General features: G+C 72.9%; 16 protein-coding genes. 5 read left to right on the forward strand and 11 right to left on the reverse strand.

The genetic code is table 11. From position 1 onward, the window contains the following. Positions 1 to 98: 98 nt before the first annotated feature. From cbiE to K4G22_RS01780, 5 genes are all read right to left on the reverse strand, one after another. On the reverse strand, positions 99 to 1,337 hold the full coding sequence (gene cbiE / locus K4G22_RS01760; protein WP_228077800.1) for a precorrin-6y C5,15-methyltransferase (decarboxylating) subunit CbiE: 1,239 nt from the start codon (positions 1,335 to 1,337) through the stop codon (positions 99 to 101). Between the two features lie 50 nt (positions 1,338 to 1,387). After that, positions 1,388 to 2,005 carry a GNAT family N-acetyltransferase gene (locus K4G22_RS01765; protein ID WP_228077801.1) on the reverse strand — a complete coding sequence of 206 codons (618 nt, stop codon included), beginning with the start codon at positions 2,003 to 2,005 and terminating at the stop codon, positions 1,388 to 1,390. Between the two features lie 136 nt (positions 2,006 to 2,141). Then, complete coding sequence (locus K4G22_RS01770; protein WP_228077802.1) at positions 2,142 to 3,014, reverse strand: MetQ/NlpA family ABC transporter substrate-binding protein; 873 nt, start codon at positions 3,012 to 3,014, stop codon at positions 2,142 to 2,144. An 89-nt stretch (positions 3,015 to 3,103) separates the two neighbouring features. Beyond that, the gene (locus tag K4G22_RS01775; protein WP_228077803.1) at positions 3,104 to 3,772 is read right to left on the reverse strand and encodes a methionine ABC transporter permease; all 669 of its coding nucleotides are present in this window, start codon (positions 3,770 to 3,772) and stop codon (positions 3,104 to 3,106) included. Then, positions 3,772 to 4,821: a methionine ABC transporter ATP-binding protein gene (locus tag K4G22_RS01780; protein ID WP_228077804.1), complete on the reverse strand. Its 1,050-nt coding sequence runs from the start codon at positions 4,819 to 4,821 to the stop codon at positions 3,772 to 3,774. Before K4G22_RS01780 ends, K4G22_RS01775 begins: the two co-directional genes overlap by 1 nt. 395 nt (positions 4,822 to 5,216) lie before the next feature. Here K4G22_RS01780 and K4G22_RS01785 point away from each other — a divergent pair, with 395 nt between their 5' ends. After that, a complete protein-coding gene (locus K4G22_RS01785) occupies positions 5,217 to 5,594 on the forward strand; it encodes a hypothetical protein (protein ID WP_228077805.1) in 378 nt (125 codons plus the stop codon). After that, positions 5,587 to 6,042, forward strand: coding sequence for a hypothetical protein (locus tag K4G22_RS01790; protein WP_228077806.1), 456 nt, complete (start codon positions 5,587 to 5,589; stop codon positions 6,040 to 6,042). The genes K4G22_RS01785 and K4G22_RS01790 overlap by 8 nt, the downstream gene beginning before the upstream one ends. An 87-nt stretch (positions 6,043 to 6,129) precedes the next feature. On the opposite strand, the gene K4G22_RS01795 is transcribed toward K4G22_RS01790, so the two are convergent. Together K4G22_RS01795 and K4G22_RS01800 are read right to left on the reverse strand one after the other, a co-directional pair. After that, on the reverse strand, positions 6,130 to 6,651 hold the full coding sequence (locus K4G22_RS01795) for a GNAT family N-acetyltransferase (protein ID WP_228077807.1): 522 nt from the start codon (positions 6,649 to 6,651) through the stop codon (positions 6,130 to 6,132). Between the two features lie 210 nt (positions 6,652 to 6,861). Beyond that, positions 6,862 to 8,046, reverse strand: coding sequence for a glycerophosphodiester phosphodiesterase (locus K4G22_RS01800; RefSeq protein ID WP_228077808.1), 1,185 nt, complete (start codon positions 8,044 to 8,046; stop codon positions 6,862 to 6,864). Positions 8,047 to 8,281: 235 nt separating this feature from the next. Here K4G22_RS01800 and K4G22_RS01805 point away from each other — a divergent pair, with 235 nt between their 5' ends. Next, the gene (locus K4G22_RS01805; protein ID WP_228077809.1) at positions 8,282 to 8,995 is read left to right on the forward strand and encodes a lysophospholipid acyltransferase family protein; all 714 of its coding nucleotides are present in this window, start codon (positions 8,282 to 8,284) and stop codon (positions 8,993 to 8,995) included. A gap of 301 nt (positions 8,996 to 9,296) precedes the next feature. Here K4G22_RS01805 and K4G22_RS01810 read toward each other — a convergent pair whose 3' ends face one another. Next, positions 9,297 to 9,488 carry a hypothetical protein gene (locus tag K4G22_RS01810; protein ID WP_228077810.1) on the reverse strand — a complete coding sequence of 64 codons (192 nt, stop codon included), beginning with the start codon at positions 9,486 to 9,488 and terminating at the stop codon, positions 9,297 to 9,299. Positions 9,489 to 9,506: 18 nt separating this feature from the next. Continuing rightward, the gene (locus K4G22_RS01815) at positions 9,507 to 10,481 is read right to left on the reverse strand and encodes an aldo/keto reductase (RefSeq protein ID WP_228077811.1); all 975 of its coding nucleotides are present in this window, start codon (positions 10,479 to 10,481) and stop codon (positions 9,507 to 9,509) included. Between the two features lie 154 nt (positions 10,482 to 10,635). On the opposite strand from K4G22_RS01815, the gene K4G22_RS01820 reads away from it, so the two are divergent. After that, entirely contained in the window at positions 10,636 to 11,640 is a 1,005-nt protein-coding gene (locus K4G22_RS01820; protein WP_228077812.1) for a Gfo/Idh/MocA family protein, read from the forward strand. Positions 11,641 to 11,709: 69 nt separating this feature from the next. Here the strand turns inward: K4G22_RS01820 and argH are convergent, their stop codons facing one another. After that, positions 11,710 to 13,176, reverse strand: a complete 1,467-nt coding sequence (gene argH / locus K4G22_RS01825; protein WP_228077813.1) for an argininosuccinate lyase — start codon at positions 13,174 to 13,176, stop codon at positions 11,710 to 11,712. Then, a complete protein-coding gene (locus K4G22_RS01830; RefSeq protein ID WP_228077814.1) occupies positions 13,173 to 14,369 on the reverse strand; it encodes an argininosuccinate synthase in 1,197 nt (398 codons plus the stop codon). The genes argH and K4G22_RS01830 overlap by 4 nt, the downstream gene beginning before the upstream one ends. A gap of 357 nt (positions 14,370 to 14,726) precedes the next feature. On the opposite strand from K4G22_RS01830, the gene K4G22_RS01835 reads away from it, so the two are divergent. After that, complete coding sequence (locus K4G22_RS01835; protein ID WP_228083918.1) at positions 14,727 to 15,278, forward strand: GNAT family N-acetyltransferase; 552 nt, start codon at positions 14,727 to 14,729, stop codon at positions 15,276 to 15,278. Positions 15,279 to 15,318 lie beyond the last annotated feature (40 nt).

A 15,318-nucleotide genomic window follows, 5' to 3' on the forward strand; every position in this document is an offset into this window, starting at 1 on the left:
ACGTGTCCGGCTGACGGCACAACGGTCGATCAGCCTACCCGGGATGCTGCCCCGCGCTGATCGTGGGTGCCGGACTGAACCTGAATGATCCGTATTTGTCAGTTGGTTGACGACAACAGTCGCGCAGCGAGCAGAAAGACAACCGTTCGACCCTGTTCCGACCAGTCGCCAACCGCCAGTTCGACCGACTGCACCAGGGTGCACTCCACGGCGTAGCCGGCGCCCGTCAGCACCCGGCTGGCCGCCTCGGCCTGGTCACGGGTCATGGCGTGGCTGACGACGCGCTCGGGCCGCCGGTCGGCGCAGGCGACCAGGGTGCGGTGCCCCCCGCCGCCCACCCGGATCAGATCGGGTTGCGGCAGATCGGCCAGCACCTGGGGCGCGACGCCCTGCACGGTCTGCACACGCACCCCGACCCGTCGGGCCGCGGCGTCGGCGAGCGCCAGGGCGCGCGGATCGCGGTCGACGGCGATCACCGCGGCGCCGAGACCGGCCGCCTCGACGGCCGTCAGTCCCCCGCCGCTGCCCACGTCCCACAGCAGGTCCCCGAACCGGGGGCCGAGCACGGAGAGTTCGAGGGCGCGCAGGCGTCGGCTGCGCCCGGCGCGCTCCGCGTCCCGGTCGGGCGCCGGCTGTCCGTAGGCGGCCGGGTCGAGGCCCCAGCCGCGCGGGGCCTCCGGCAGATCGCCGGTGGCGAGACCGGCCAGCCAGCTGCTGGTGCCGGAGTGGGCGAAGGGGCCGCCGATCACGATCACCACGTTGGGATCGGTCCAGTGGTGGCGCGGCACGCGGTCGGAGGTGAGGACGGAGACGCGTTCCCGCGCGGTGCCGAGCGACTCGCAGATCACAAAGGTGCGTTGCTCGGCCCCGAGCAGCAGCGCGATCTCGGTGGGCCCGGCGCCCGGGGCGGTGAGGACGGCGACCTTGGGGTGCGCGCGGCAGACGTTGACGGCGCGGCGCAGGGTGCGTTCGTTGGCCACCACCACCCGCGCGTCGTCCCAGGGCATGGCGGCGCGGGCGAAGGCGGTGGCGACGGCCGACACGGCGGGCACCACCTCGACCTCAAGGCCGTGTGCGGGATCGCGCAGCGCGCGCACCACGCCGAAGAAGCCCGGGTCGCCGTCGGCCAGCACCACGGCGGTTCCCCGGTGGGCGGCGATCCTGCGGGCCGCGAGGGCGACGCTGCCGAGGGTCACCCGCTCGGCGTGCGGCGGGACTTCGGGCAGGTCCAGATGGCGGGGGGCGCCGGCGACGAGGGTCGCGGCGCGGAGTGCGGTGGTGGCGGCAGAGCCGAGCGGGGACCCGTCCCATCCGATGACGGTGACGCGGTCGGCCATGGATCTCCTGCGGGGAAGGGCTGGTGACGGCGTTGAGCCTACCGCGCCCGTCAGACGTCGGCCGGCCGCCCGCGGTGGTGGGGGGCTTCCTCGATGTCCTCGGGGAGCAGGCCCCAGACGATCAGGTCGGTGCGGATGTCGGTCCAACCGCCGTCCTCGGTGCGGGAGCGCACTATCAGCGCGTTGCGGAGCACGCCCTCGCTGATACAGCCGACCTTCTGCGCCACCTGCTGCGACGCGGTGTTGCCCGCCGCGGTGCGCAGCTCAAGACGTTCGAACTTCTGGTCGCGGAAGAGCCACTGGGCGACGGCCTGCACGGCCTCGGCCGCGTAGCCCTCGCCCCTGGCCCAGGGGCCCACCACATAGCCGACCTCGGTGCTCAGCACCCGCCAGTCGGTGTTCATCAAATGCACACTGCCGACCAGCCGGTGGGTGAGGTACTCGGTCACGGCCAGCACGATGCCCCGTCCCTCCGTGCGTTCGGCCGGCGCCCTGCGGGTGATCCAGTCGTACGCCTCGCGCCGGGTGTACGGCATGGGTGCCGAGGTCCAGGCGACGCTCAGCTCGTCGCTCATCATCGCGGCCAGCTCGGGGGCGTCGGCCTCCTCGAACGGACGGAGCATCAACCGTTCGGTGTTGATGGAGATATCGGGGAAGGTGGATGTCATGCGGGCTCCATGCCTGGCCTGGGGTCTCGTGCACAGCATGGCGCATGGGGCGCCGAACGACGGCGCCGGGCCCCGGCTGTGTCGCGGGGCCCGGCGCGGTGGGTGGCGGTCGGCGCCGCCCGTGTCACGGGGGCGGTCAGCCGGCCGGGGTGCCGAAGGCCGGGATCACGGAGCCCTGGTAGGTGTCCTCGATGAACTGCTGGACCTCGTCGGAGTTCAGCAGCTCGGCCAGCGTCTGGACGCGCGGATCGTCCTCGTTGCCCGCGTTGACGGCCAGGAAGTTGGCGTAGGGGTTGTTCTCGGAGTCCTCCAGGATCAGCGCGTCCTCGGCGGGCACCAGCTCCGCCTCAAGGGCGTAGTTGCCGTTGATCACGGCGGCGTCGAAGTCCTCCAGGGCGCGGGGCAGCGAGGCGGCCTCCAACTCCTGGAAGTCCAGGCCGTTGTCCTGGGTGATGTCGCCGAGGGTGGCTTCGGCGCCGACCCCTTCGGCCAGCTCGATCACGCCCTCGCCGGCGAGCAGCTGGAGGGCGCGCCCGCCGTTGGTGGCGTCGTTGGGGATGGCGACGGTGGACCCTTCGCCGAGCTCGTCGAAGCTGTCGAGCTGGGCGGAGTAGAGGCCGAGCGGCTCCAGGTGGACGTTGATGACCGGCACGATGTCGGTGCCCTGCTGGGCGTTGAAGTCGTCCAGGTAGGGCTGGTGCTGGAAGAAGTTGGCGTCCACGTCGCCGTCGTCCACCAGGGTGTTGGGGATGACGTAGTCCGTCACCGTGCGGATGTCCAGGTCGAGCCCGGCGTCCTCGGCGAGGTTCTCCTGGACGAACTCCAGGATCTCCACGTGGGGCACGGGGTTGGCCGCGACGCTCAGCGGCTGGGCGGGGTCGGCGGCTGCGCCGTCGCCACCGCCGGAGCCGCCGGTGTCCGGGTCGGAGTCGGTGCCGCAGGCGGTCAACCCGAGGGTGAGGGCCGTGATGGCGGCGAGCAGGGCGCCGGACTTCAGTTGGGTACGCACGAAGAGTGCCTTTCGCTTGCTGCGGGTTTTCTTGGGTTCCGGGGTGGCCCGGGGTCCGGGGGTGGCCCGAAGTCGGGGGTCGCCGCGTGTCAACCGGTGCGGGTGCGGCGGGAGATGAGGCGCACGACGCCGTCGCCCAGCAGCTGGACGGCGGTGACGATGACCAGCAGGACGACGACGGTGACGAGCATGAACTCGTCCTCGAAGCGCTGGTAGCCATAGGTGTAGGCGAGGGTGCCGAGGCCGCCGCCGCCGACGGCGCCGGCCATCGCCGAGTAGCCGATCAGCGCGATCACCGTGGTGGTCAGGCCCGCGACCAGGGACGGCAGGGCCTGCGGCAGCAGCACCTTGAGCACCACCGTCCAGGTGCCGCCGCCCATCGCGTGGGCGGCCTCCACCAGTCCGTGGTCGACCTCGCGCACGGCGGTCTCCACCAGCCGGGCGAAGAACGGGATGGCGGCGATGGCCAGCGGCACCACGGCGGCGGTCGGCCCCATCGCGGTACCCACCACGAAGCGGGTGAACGGGATCAGCGCCACCAGCAGAATGATGAACGGCAGCGAGCGACCGATGTTGACGATCACGCCGATGGTCTTGTTCAACGGCACGTTGCGCAACGGCCCGCCGCGGTCGGTGAGCACGAGCAGCACGCCGAGCGGCAGGCCGCCGAGCACCGCGTAGAAGGTGGACCAGCCCACCATGTAGAGCGTGTCGATGGTGCCCTGGCTGAGCAGCGGCTGCATCTGGGACCAGGTCATCAGGCGCCCTCTCCGGTGAGTTCCCTGGCCGCCGGGACGGCGGCCGGCTGGTCGGGCAGTTCGACGGTGAGCCCGGCCTCGCGGAGGAAGCCGAGGGCCCGGGTGTTCTCCTCCGGGCGGCCGGGGAGCTCGATGCGCATCCGGCCGACCTGGCGTCCGCCGACGGTGTCCATGGCGGCGCCCAGGATCGAGACGTCGACGCCGTGCGACCTGGCCAGCTGGGAGATCACCGGCTGGCCGGCGCGCTCGCCGTGGAAGGTGATGTCCACCACCGTGCGGTCCTCGGCGCTCCTGGCGCCGCCGACCGGGAACAGCTCCCCCGCGAGCCGGGAGCCCGGGGTGGCGAGCAGCTCGGAGAGGACGCCCGACTCCACGATCCGGCCCTGTTCCATCAGCGCGGCGGCGTCACAGACGGCCTTGACCACGTCCATCTCGTGGGTGATCAGCAGCACGGTCAGGCCGAGCTGACGGTTGAGGTCGCGCAGCAGCTGGAGCACCGAGCGGGTGGTCTCCGGGTCGAGCGCCGAGGTGGCCTCGTCGGAGAGCAGCACCTTCGGGTCGCCGGCGAGCGCGCGGGCGATGCCGACGCGCTGCTTCTGGCCGCCGGACAGCTGCGCCGGATAGGCCCTGGCGTGGTCGGCGAGGCCGACCAGATCCAGCAGGTCGAGCGCCTTGCGGGCGCGCTCGCGGCGGGTGAGGCCGAGGATCTCCAGCGGCAGCTCCACATTGCCGCGCACGGTGCGCGAGGAGAGCAGGTTGAAGTGCTGGAAGATCATGCCGATGCCGGTCCGCGCCTGCCGCAGCGGCTTGCCCGCGCGGTGGCCGCGACCGGCCAGCGCCGTGAGGTCCGCACCGTCCACCGTCACCGTCCCCGAGTCGGGACGCTCCAACAGGTTGACGCAGCGGATCAGCGTGGACTTGCCGGCCCCGCTGCGCCCGATGACGCCGTACATCTGGCCGGGTTCGACCCGCAGGCTGACGCCGTCGAGCGCGGTGACCTCCCGGCCCCGTGAACGGTAGACCTTGGTCAGATCCGTGGTGGTGATCACTGGCTTCCATCGCTGTCGGGTGCCTGGCGGCGCGCGGCGGCGCACACCTGGACACGGTCAGGTGGTGGTGGTGCGGGAGCGGCGGTGCCGACGACGGCGGCGCGGGCGCGCGGCGAGCGCGGGCGGGGGCGTCAGCTTCGCTTCGGGGCGCGAGGTCGCTGCTCGATCAGGGGCCCTCAGCGGTCACACATTCGACACGGACAGTGAGCACCGGGCGGCATCAGCGCCTCGGTCGCCGGGAAGTGGCAGCTCGTCGGTGTCATGAGGTCAAGTAAAACAGACCGGCGCGCGGCCCAACGTCGCAGGCCGGAAACCTGTGGCCAACGCCACGTGGTCGGCCGGGAACCCGGGGGCCGGCGGGTGGGGGCCGGCGGCCCCCGGCGTAGAGTCTGCCCATGCTCACCCCGTTGACGGTCACGGTCGTGGTGACCGCCCTGCTGTTGGGGGCCTGGTGCGGCTACGCGGCCTTCCGGGACCAGCCGGTCAAGGACTGGCACTACGCGGGCGCCGCCCTGGTGCTGCTGCTGGCCCTGGTGCAGGTCGGGGTCTCCACGGTCGCGCTCGCCGGCGGCGAGCGGCCGGCCGGGGACGGCAGCACGCTGGTGTTCGTCTGCTATCTGGTGGCGGTGCCGCTCTGCCTGCCGGTGACGGCCGCCGTCTCGTTGACGGAACGGAACCGCTGGGGCTCCGCGACGGTGGCCGCCGGCGCCGTGGTGCTGGCCGTGCTCGAGGTGCGGCTGGCCGACGTCTGGGCGGGGGCCGCCGGTGTCTGAGCCCCACTCCCCCGCGACGGTGCGGGGCCCGGATCTGAGCAAAGGCCCGGGACGGCTGCTGGTGCTGCTCTACGGGGTGTTCGCCGTCGGCGCCGCCTCGCGCTCGGCGTACCAGCTCTCCACCCGCTTCGACGAGGCGCCGCTGGCCTATCTGCTCTCCGCCGTCGCGGCCGTGGTGTACGCGGTGATCACCGTCTCCCTGGTGCGCGGTGGCGAGCGGGCCAGGAAGCTCGGTCGGCTGTGCTGCGCCCTGGAGTTGGCCGGGGTGCTGATCGTGGGCACCTGGTCGCTGGTCGACCCGGACGCCTTCCCCGACGCCACGGTCTGGTCCGACTACGGCATGGGCTATGTCTTCTTCCCGCTCATCCTGCCGCTCACCGGGCTGCGTTGGCTGGGGCCCACCGGTCAGCGGGCCAGGGCCGGCTCGCCGGCGCCGAGCCGGCCCTGAGCGCCCCCGGGGCGCGAGGGCACGCGAGACGGCGCGGCGCGGGCCTCTTCGCCCGCGCCGCGCCGTCGGTGTCGCTCGTTCGGGCCGCTACGCGCTGGCCGCCAGCGGCTGTTCGGACACGCTTCCGGCACGGGCCACCGGCTTCTCCAGGGTGACCAGGCTCAGGTGCCGGGAGACCTGCTCCGTGCCGACCTGGGCGTAGCCGAGGCGACGGTAGAGCCGCAGGTTGCCCGCGCTGCGGTGGCCGGTGAAGAGCCGGTAGCGTGCCGCGGCCCGCTCGGCGGCGAGCCGCTGCTCGATCGCCGCCAACAGCCGCCCGCCCAGGCCGTGTCGCTGCATCCGGGGATGCACGATCAGCCGCCCGATGTCGGCCGTGCCGTCGGCCCCCACGCCGCCCCGTACGGAACCCACCACCTCGTCACCGAGCCGCGCCACCAGCGCGCAGGTGTCGGCCACCTCCGCGCGCAGCTCGGCGAGGGTCTGGGTGAGCGGGGCGATGGTGTAGTCGCCGTACAGCTCGGCCTCCGACTGGTAACAGAGGTACTGAAGTTTGAGGATCTGCTCGACGTCCTGTTCGGTCGCCGACCCGATGGTGACGCTCATGCCCATTGCTCACGCCTCCAGCTGAGGAGTTCGGCCGGCCGCGCGTGTTGAGGGTGCGCGCGCGCCGGCGATAGCCCTGACGGCGCAGGTCAGACCCGCGCCGTCAGCATTGTGCTAGGGACGGGCGCGTGGGGGAATGCCCCCGGGCCAACTACCGTGTGAGATTGCCGACTCAACCCCCTGAACGGGCCTTCGTGCCCGGCGCGTCCCGGGGGGTCAACGGCCCGCCCTGAAGTCCTCCGCCGCGAGCAGCGCGGTGTCCGGGTGGTCGGCGAAGACGCCGTCGACACCCGCGTCGAAGTAGGCGCGCAGCGCGCCGAACGCGTCGCCGAAGCCGTTCGGGTCCTCGCCGCGCCGGAAGTCGGCGGGCAGGAACGCGTTCTCGTTGCGCAGGGTGTACGGGTGCACCAGCAGGTCGGCCTCGTGGGCGTCGGCGACCAGGCTCGTCGGGCTGGTCAGCGAGCCGTCGGCGGCGCGCGGGATGACCAGGTCCAGCACGGGGCCGATGCCCGAGGCGTAGCCGGCGATCTCGGCGAGGCCCTGAGGGGTGATCAGGTCGGCGACGGTGCGCGGGTCGCCCGACTCCTGGAAGTCCCACGGGCGGGAGTCGGCCGCGCCCAGCAGCACCACGCCCGGCGTGTCGACAAGACCGGCCAGGCGCTCGACGCTGGTCGGCTCGAAGGACTGGAGGAAGACCGGCGCGTTGGACCGATGCAGCCGGCGCCGGCGCAGCAGCGCGGCCAGCGGCTCCTCCAGGCCGAGGCCGAGCGAACGGAAGTACGTGGGGTGCTTGGTCTCGGTGTACAGCCACACCGGGCGGCCCCGGCGGCGGCCCTGTTCGGCGGCCCAGTCGAGCACCTCGGCGAACGTGGGGATCTCCCAACGCCCGTCGTAGAGCGTGTTGTGCGGACGCTGGCCGGGAATGCGCTCGACGGCGCGCAGGGTCTTGAGCTCGGCCAGCGTGAGGTCCTCGGTGAACCAGCCGGTGTAGTCGACACCGTCCACCGTCTTGGTGGTGCGCAGCTCGGCGAACTCCGGGTGGTCGGCGACGTCGGTGGTGCCGGTGATGTCGTTCTCGTGCCGGCACACCAGATGGCCGTCCCTGGTGGGCACCAGATCCTGCTCGATGATGTCGGCACCCAGGTCGAGCCCCAACTGGTAGGCGCCCAGCGTGTGTTCGGGTCGGTAGCCGGAGGCGCCCCGGTGCGCGACCACGGTCGGCACCGGCAGCGCGCGGCCCCCGCCGCCCCCGCCTGGCCGCCCCGCGGCCTCGGCGGCCGGCGCCGTCCCGGCGCCGGTGCCGACCAGCGCGGCGCCGCCGGCGCCCGCCATCGCCGCGCCCAGCACCGCCCGCCGGCCGAGCGCGCTCCTGGTGGTGTCCGCGGCCTGTCGAGCTGACATGTGTTCTCCCTCGCCGATGAGCTGACCGCGCCGATCGTAGGGACGCGCGCCGTCCCCCGGTAGGACGCGCGGGCGAACTCCCGGCGAAGCCGCCCCCAACGGCTCGGGTGCCGTCGGGACGATGTGACGTTCTCCGCACCATCGGGTGAACCCTGTGCGGGAGGGACCCCTTCGCGCGAGTATCGTCCCTATGCATTCCTATGCGTCACGAGGAATGCGCCGAACGCATCGCGAGATGCGCGTGACCATGAACGACCCGGAGGGGAAGTTGTCCCGATTCGTGCTGTTGAAGGTGCTGCTGGGCCCCCTGCTCAAGCTGCTGCTGCGCCCACGGGTCGAGGGGCTGGCCCATGTGCCGGGGAGCGGTCCGGTGATCCTCGCCGGCAACCATCTGACCTTCATCGACTCGGTCATCCTTCCGCTGGTCTGTGACCGCCAGGTCTTCTTCATCGGCAAGGACGAGTACGTCAAGGGCCGCTCCGTCAAGGGCCGCGTGATGGCCTGGTTCTTCACGGCGGTCGGCATGATCCCGGTGGACCGGGACGGCGGACGCGGCGGCGTCGCCGCGCTGATGACGGGACGGCGGGTGCTGGAGCGCGGCGATGTGTTCGGGATCTATCCCGAGGGCACCAGGTCCCCCGACGGCCGCCTCTACCGGGGCCGCACCGGCATCGCCCGGCTGACCCTGATGACGGGGGCGCCGGTGGTGCCCTTCGCGATGATCGGCACCGACCGGGTGCAGCCGGGCGGCAAGGGCCTGCCCCGCGTGGGCCGCGGCCGACGGATCACCGTCCGCTTCGGCCAGCCGCTGGACTTCTCCCGCTACGAGGGCATGGACCGCGACCGCTATGTGCTGCGGGCCGTCACCGACGAGGTGATGACCGAGGTGATGCGCCTCTCCGGCCAGGAGTACGTCGACATGTACGCCACCAAGGCCCGCGCCGCGTAGCCCTGGCCGGGCGGGCGGACGACCACCGCCCCCCGCCTCCCACCGGGCGGGGTTCCCGGCCCAGCGACACACAGTAAGGGCGCGCGCCGGGCCGCCGGCCGTGTGGATGACGGCACGGGCTGCGCGCCCGGTGACGCCGATTCCGCCGGCCCGGTCGGGCGGGGCCGCGCCCCTCTGGTGCGGGCTGAGGCAAGAGGCGCCCGTTCGTCTGGCCGGTGGGGGCGTGGAGTTGGCCGGCCCGGTCACCGGGCGTCGCCCGTCCACCGGGCGAGGGTGCCCGACGGGGCTGACGCCAGCCGGCTCACCGCCCCACGCCGAAGGTGCGCTGCCCGGCCGGGCAGCGCACCCCATCGGCGACGCCGGCCAGGCGGCCAAACCACCCCACACCGAACGGCTCCCGCCCACCCCCGCCGGCGAAGCTCGCGCCCCACACCCCACCCGGCGCAGCCAGCCCCGCCGGGCAGGCGTCCGCGTCGAGGAGCCCGGTGGCCAAGCCCCCGCCGGCAGGCGGTCAGCGCCAGGGGAGGGCGGAGCGGGTGCGCCAGTAGGTGGTGGGGGGTTCGACCAGACGGGCCAGGGAGGCGAGGCGGGCCGGGTCGAGGCTGAGGGTCGCCGCCTTCGCGTTCTCGGTCAGCTGAGCGACCGTCGCGGCGCCGGAGAGGACCAGCGCGGCCCACGGCTGGGTCAGCACCGCGGCCAGCGCCACCGCGTCGGCCGTGGTGCCGCTGTCCTGCGCGAGGCGGCGCAGTTCCGGCGGCGCCGCCTCGCCGGCGAGGCGCCCGTTGGCCAGCGCCTCCTTGACGAGCACCGTGCGCCCCGCTTCGTGCGCCTCGGCCAGGGCCGGGCCCGCTGACGGCTCCAGCAGGTTGAACGTGGCCTGGACGGTGGAGTACAGCGGCCGGCCGCCGACCGTGACGTCCAGCGCGGCGCGGATCGCCTCGGCCTGGTCGGGGCCACTGGTGGAGAGACCGACCGTCACGCCGTCCTCGACGAGGCGGGCGAGGCGGGCCAGCACCGCCGGGTCGCTGAGGGCGGGGCTGCCGGGGGTCACCGAGTGGACCTGGTAGAGGTCGAGGCGGCCGTCGAGCAGCGCGGTCGACTCGCCGAGTTGGCGGTCGAGGGTGGCGGCGCCGTGGTCCTTGACCTCGTGGGTGTCGGCCTCGGTCCGCCAGTCGGCGGTGTAGGTGTAGCCCCACTTGCTGCCCACCACCACGTCCTTGGCGGCCTCGGCGCGGCTGGCCAGCCAGTCGGCCAGGAACTCCTCCGCCCGGCCGTAGGAGCGGGCCGCGTCCAGGTAGCGGACGCCCTGGGCGTAGGCGGCGTCCAGCAGTTGGTGGGTGCGCTCGCGCAGCGCCTCCGGGGTGCGGTCGGCCGGCAGGTCGCGGGCGCGGCCGAGGGTGACATAGCCGGGGCGTCCCACGGCGGCCAGGCCGAGGCCGATGCGCGCGGTGGGGGTGGCCTCGGGATCGTAGCGGGTGAACGCCATGGCGGTACCTTTCACACCCTTTGGTCGCCGGAACAGGTGCTCACCGTACCGGTTGGGGCGAGCCGCCGCCGGGGGGACAGCGGCGCCGCTGACTACGATGAACCGGTTAATCGCCGCCCTCGCCGGGGGCGGGGTACCACGGTGAGGGAGCGACATGGCTGACGAGGGCAGAGGGCTGGGCGAACGCCCGGTGCGCTGGGGCGTGCTGGCGACGGGGGGCATCGCGGGGAAGTTCGTCGAGGACCTGGCCGAGCTGCCGGACGCCGAGGTGGTGGCCGTGGGTTCGCGTTCGTCCGCGTCGGCGGAGGCGTTCGCCGAGCGGTTCGGGATCCCGCGCGCCCATGGCGACTGGGCGTCGCTGGCCGGCGATCCCGAGGTGGACGTGGTCTATGTGGCCACGCCGCACAGCGCGCACCAGGAGCCGGTGCGGCTGTGCCTTGAGGCGGGCACGCCGGTGCTGTGCGAGAAGCCGTTCACGTTGAACGCGGCGCAGGCCGAGGAGTTGGTGGAGCTGGCGCGGGAGCGGCGGGTCTTCCTGATGGAGGCCATGTGGACGTACTGCAACCCGGTGGTCAGGCGGATGGCCGAGCTGGTCGCCGACGGCGCGATCGGCGAGGTGCTCGCGGTGCACGCGGACTTCGGGATCGAGGCGCCGATGGACGCCACGCACCGGCTGCGGGATCCGCTGCTCGGCGGTGGCGCGCTGCTGGATCTGGGGGTCTATCCGGTGGCGTTCGCACAGCTGTTGCTGGGCGAGCCGGACGAGGTGCGCGCCTGGGCGCGGCTGTCGGGCGGGGTGGACGACAACACCGGGCTGCTGCTCGGGTACGCCTCGGGCGCGGTGGCCGCGCTGACGTGCTCCCTGGTCGCCGACACGGCGCGGACGGCGGTGGTCACCGGGTCGCTGGGGCGGATCGAGTTCCCGCGCGGCTTCTTCCACCCGGAGCGGTTCGTGCTGCACCGGGCGGGCGCCGAGCCCGAGGAGTTCTCGGCGCCTGGGCCCTCGGGCTCGTTCCTCCACGAGGCGGCCGAGGTGGGGCGCGCGCTGCGGGCCGGTGAGACGGAGTCGCCGCTGGTGCCGTTGGACGGCACCCTGGCGGTCATGCGGACGTTGGACGCCGCGCGGCGGGAGATCGGGCTGCGCTACCCGGGCGAGTGAGCCAAACGCCCGCTCCCGAGCGGCGGCTCGGGAGCGGGCGGGTTCGGCGGCTCAGCGGGGCGCGGGGCCTCAGACCAGCGGCCCACGGGCCGCGACCCATTCCCGCTGCCGGCCCAACTCGGCCTTCAGCTCAAGGAGTTGCCCGGCGACGGCGGTGGGCGCCGTGCCGCCCCTCGCGGCGCGCGCGGCCAGTGCGCCCTCGACGCTCAGCACCTCGCGGACCTCGGGGGTGAGCTGGGGCGAGATGGCGGCGAACTGCGCGTCGGTCAGCTGGTCGAGCTCGATGCCCTGGGCCTCGCAGACCTTGACGCACTCCCCCGCGACCTCGTGGGCGACCCGGAACGGGACACCGCGCTTCACCAGCCATTCGGCGATGTCGGTGGCCAGCGAGAAGCCGGCGGGCGCCAGCTCGGCCATCCGCTGCTCGTTGACGGTGAGGGTGGCCAGCATGCCGGTGAAGGCGGGCAGCAGGATCTCCAGTTGGTCGCAGGAGTCGAAGACCGGCTCCTTGTCCTCCTGGAGGTCCCGGTTGTAGGCGAGCGGGAGGGCCTTGAGGGTGGCGAGCAGCCCCGTGAGGTTGCCGATCAGGCGGCCCGACTTGCCCCTGGCCAGCTCGGCGATGTCCGGGTTCTTCTTCTGCGGCATGATCGAGCTGCCGGTGGAGAAGGCGTCGTGCAGGGTGACGAAGGAGAACTCCTTGGTGTTCCAGACGATCACCTCCTCGGCGATCCGGGAGAGGTTGACGCCCAGCATCGCGGTGACGAAGGCGAACTCGGCGGCGAAGTCCCTGGCCGCTGTCCCGTCGATGGAGTTCCCCGCGGCGCCGCCCTCGAAGCCGAGGTCGGCGGCGACGGCCTCCGGGTCGAGGCCGAGGGACGAGCCGGCCAGCGCGCCCGAGCCGTAGGGCGAGACGGCCGTCCGCGCGTCCCACTGGCGGAGCCGTTCGGCGTCCCTGGCCAGCGCCTGGACATGGGCCAGGACATGGTGCGCGAAGAGGACCGGCTGGGCGTGCTGGAAGTGGGTGCGGCCCGGCATGGCGACGGTCGGGTGGGCCTCGGCCAGGCCGATCAGCGTCTCCTGGAGGTCGGCCAGCAGCTCGCCGAGGATCCTGGCGTGGTCGCGCAGGCACATCCGGAAGAGGGTGGCCACCTGGTCGTTGCGGGACCGGCCGGCGCGCAGCTTGCCGCCGAGGTCGGGGCCGAGCCGCTCCAGCAGGCCGCGTTCCAGCGCGGTGTGCACGTCCTCGTCGGCGATGGTGCCGGTGAAGGAGCCGTCCGCGACATCGGCGGCGAGCCGGTCGAGGCCGGCGAGCATCGCGGTCAGCTCCCCCTCGTCGAGGAGGCCGGCGCGGTGCAGCACCCGGGCGTGGGCCCGGGATCCCGCGATGTCGTAGGGGGCGAGCCGCCAGTCGAAGTGCACCGAAGCGCTCAGCCGCTCCAGGGCCTCGGCCGGGCCGTGGGCGAACCGGCCGCCCCAGAGCCGGACTTCGGGCTCGTTGTGCGCGGTGGGCTGGTTGTGCGCGGTGGGCTGGTTCACGGGGCGACGTCCCGCTTGGCCGCGATCTTGGCGGAGAGCGCGAAGATGTCGATGAAGCCCTTGGCCAGCGACTGGTCGAAGGAGTCGCCCGTGTCGTAGGTGGCGAGGTTGAAGTCGTAGAGCGACCGGTCGGAGCGCCGCCCGGTGACGGTGGCCCGGCCGCCGTGCAGGGTCATCCGGATGTCGCCGCTGACATGCTGGTTGGCCTCCTGGACGAAGCCGTCCAGGGCCCGCTTGAGCGGGGAGAACCACAGGCCGTCGTAGACCAGCTCGCTCCACCGCTGCTCGACCTGCCGCTTGTAGCGGGCCAGCTCGCGCTCGACCGTGACGTTCTCCAGCTCCTGGTGCGCGGCGATCAGCGTGACGCCGCCGGGGGACTCGTACACCTCGCGGGACTTGATGCCGACCAGCCGGTCCTCGACCATGTCGATCCGGCCCACGCCCTGGGCGCCGGCCCGCTCGTTCAGCTCCTTGATGGCCTGGAGCACCGTGACGGGGCGGCCGTCGATGGCGACGGGGACGCCCGCGTCGAAGGTGATCACGACCTCGTCGGCGTCCCTGGGGTCGGCCGGGTTCTGGGTGTACTCGTAGATGTCCTCGATCGGCGCGTTCCAGATGTCCTCCAGGAAGCCGGTCTCCACGGCGCGGCCGAAGACGTTGGCGTCGATGGAGTAGGGGGACTTCTTGGAGGTGGCGATCGGCAGGCCGTTCTCCTCGGCGAAGGCGATGGCCTTGTCCCTGGTCATCGCGTAGTCCCGGACGGGGGCGATGCAGGTCAGATCGGGGGCGAGGGAGGCGATGCCGGCCTCGAACCTGACCTGGTCGTTGCCCTTGCCCGTGCAGCCGTGGGCGACGGTGTCGGCGCCGTGCTTGCGGGCGGCGGCCACCAGGTGCTTGACGATCACGGGCCGGGAGAGCGCGGACACCAGCGGGTAGCGGTCCATGTAGAGCGCGTTGGCCTTGATCGCCGGCAGGCAGTACTCCTCGGCGAACTCGTCCTTGGCGTCGACCACCTCGGCCTCGACCGCACCGCAGGCCAGCGCGCGCTTGCGGATGACGTCCAGGCTCTCGCCGCCCTGGCCGACGTCCACGGCGACGGCGACGACCTCGGCCCCGGTGGCCTCGGCGATCCAGCCGATGCAGACCGAGGTGTCCAGTCCACCGGAGTAGGCGAGTACGACGCGCTGGGACACGGTGTCTCCTTTGGTGCGGGCGTTGCTGGTGCGGTGGGGATATCCACGCTGAACTTGGAATAAGTATGCGGCGCTCCGTATGGTTCGTCAAACGCCCTGCTCAGCGACCCTGACCAGGCGATCTCCCGGCCCCGATGATCTAGTGCCGCGTCGGTCGGGGTTTGCCCGGTAGCGAGGTGTCCTGGTGCGTGCGATCGCCAGGCAGCCGGGAGCCGCATGTAGTTGTCCTACCTGGGCTTTCGGCTAACGCAGCGAGTGTGCGTGCCAGGGCGGCGAGCGGGGCAAACCCTGGCTGACGCGGCACTAGGCTGGGCCTCCGGTAGGACGATCAGGCCAGCGAAGGGGAGCGAAGGCATGATGCTCGGCAACGACCTCGGGGAGGGCGCCGTCCTCTGCCCGTTGGAGCCCTACCAGGCGGCCGAGTTCGCCGCCTGGACCGAGGCGAACCGGGCCCATCTGGCGCCCTGGCTGCCCTGGGTCCACGCGGTCACCGACACCGCGTCGGCCCGGACCCTCCTCCAGCACTACGCCGAGCGCGAGGCGGCGGACGAGGGCCGGATCTACGCGATCAGGCAGGACGGCGAGCTGGTCGGCGGCACGCTCTTCCGGGTCTTCGACACCGCGCAGGGCAGCTGCGAGCTGGGCGCCTGGCTGGCGCCCGAGGCCCAGGGCCGGGGGCTGGTCACCCGCGCGGCCGGCGCGATGATCGACTGGGCCGTCGACGAGCGCGGCATGGCGCGGATGGAGTGGATGGTCAGCCCCGTCAACGCGGCCAGCATCGCGGTCGCCAAGCGGCTGGGCATGCGGCACGAGGGAACGCTGCGCAGCGTCTTCGAAATGGCGGGCGAGCGCCACGACTTGGAGATGTGGGCGGTGCTCGCCGACGAGTGGCGAGCCGCCCGGGGGTAACCCACACGGGTATATCCCCACGCACCATCAGCCCCGTGCG

This window comes from Streptomyces profundus, from assembly GCF_020740535.1.
In the GTDB taxonomy this organism is placed as follows: Bacteria; Actinomycetota; Actinomycetes; order Streptomycetales; family Streptomycetaceae; genus Streptomyces; species Streptomyces profundus.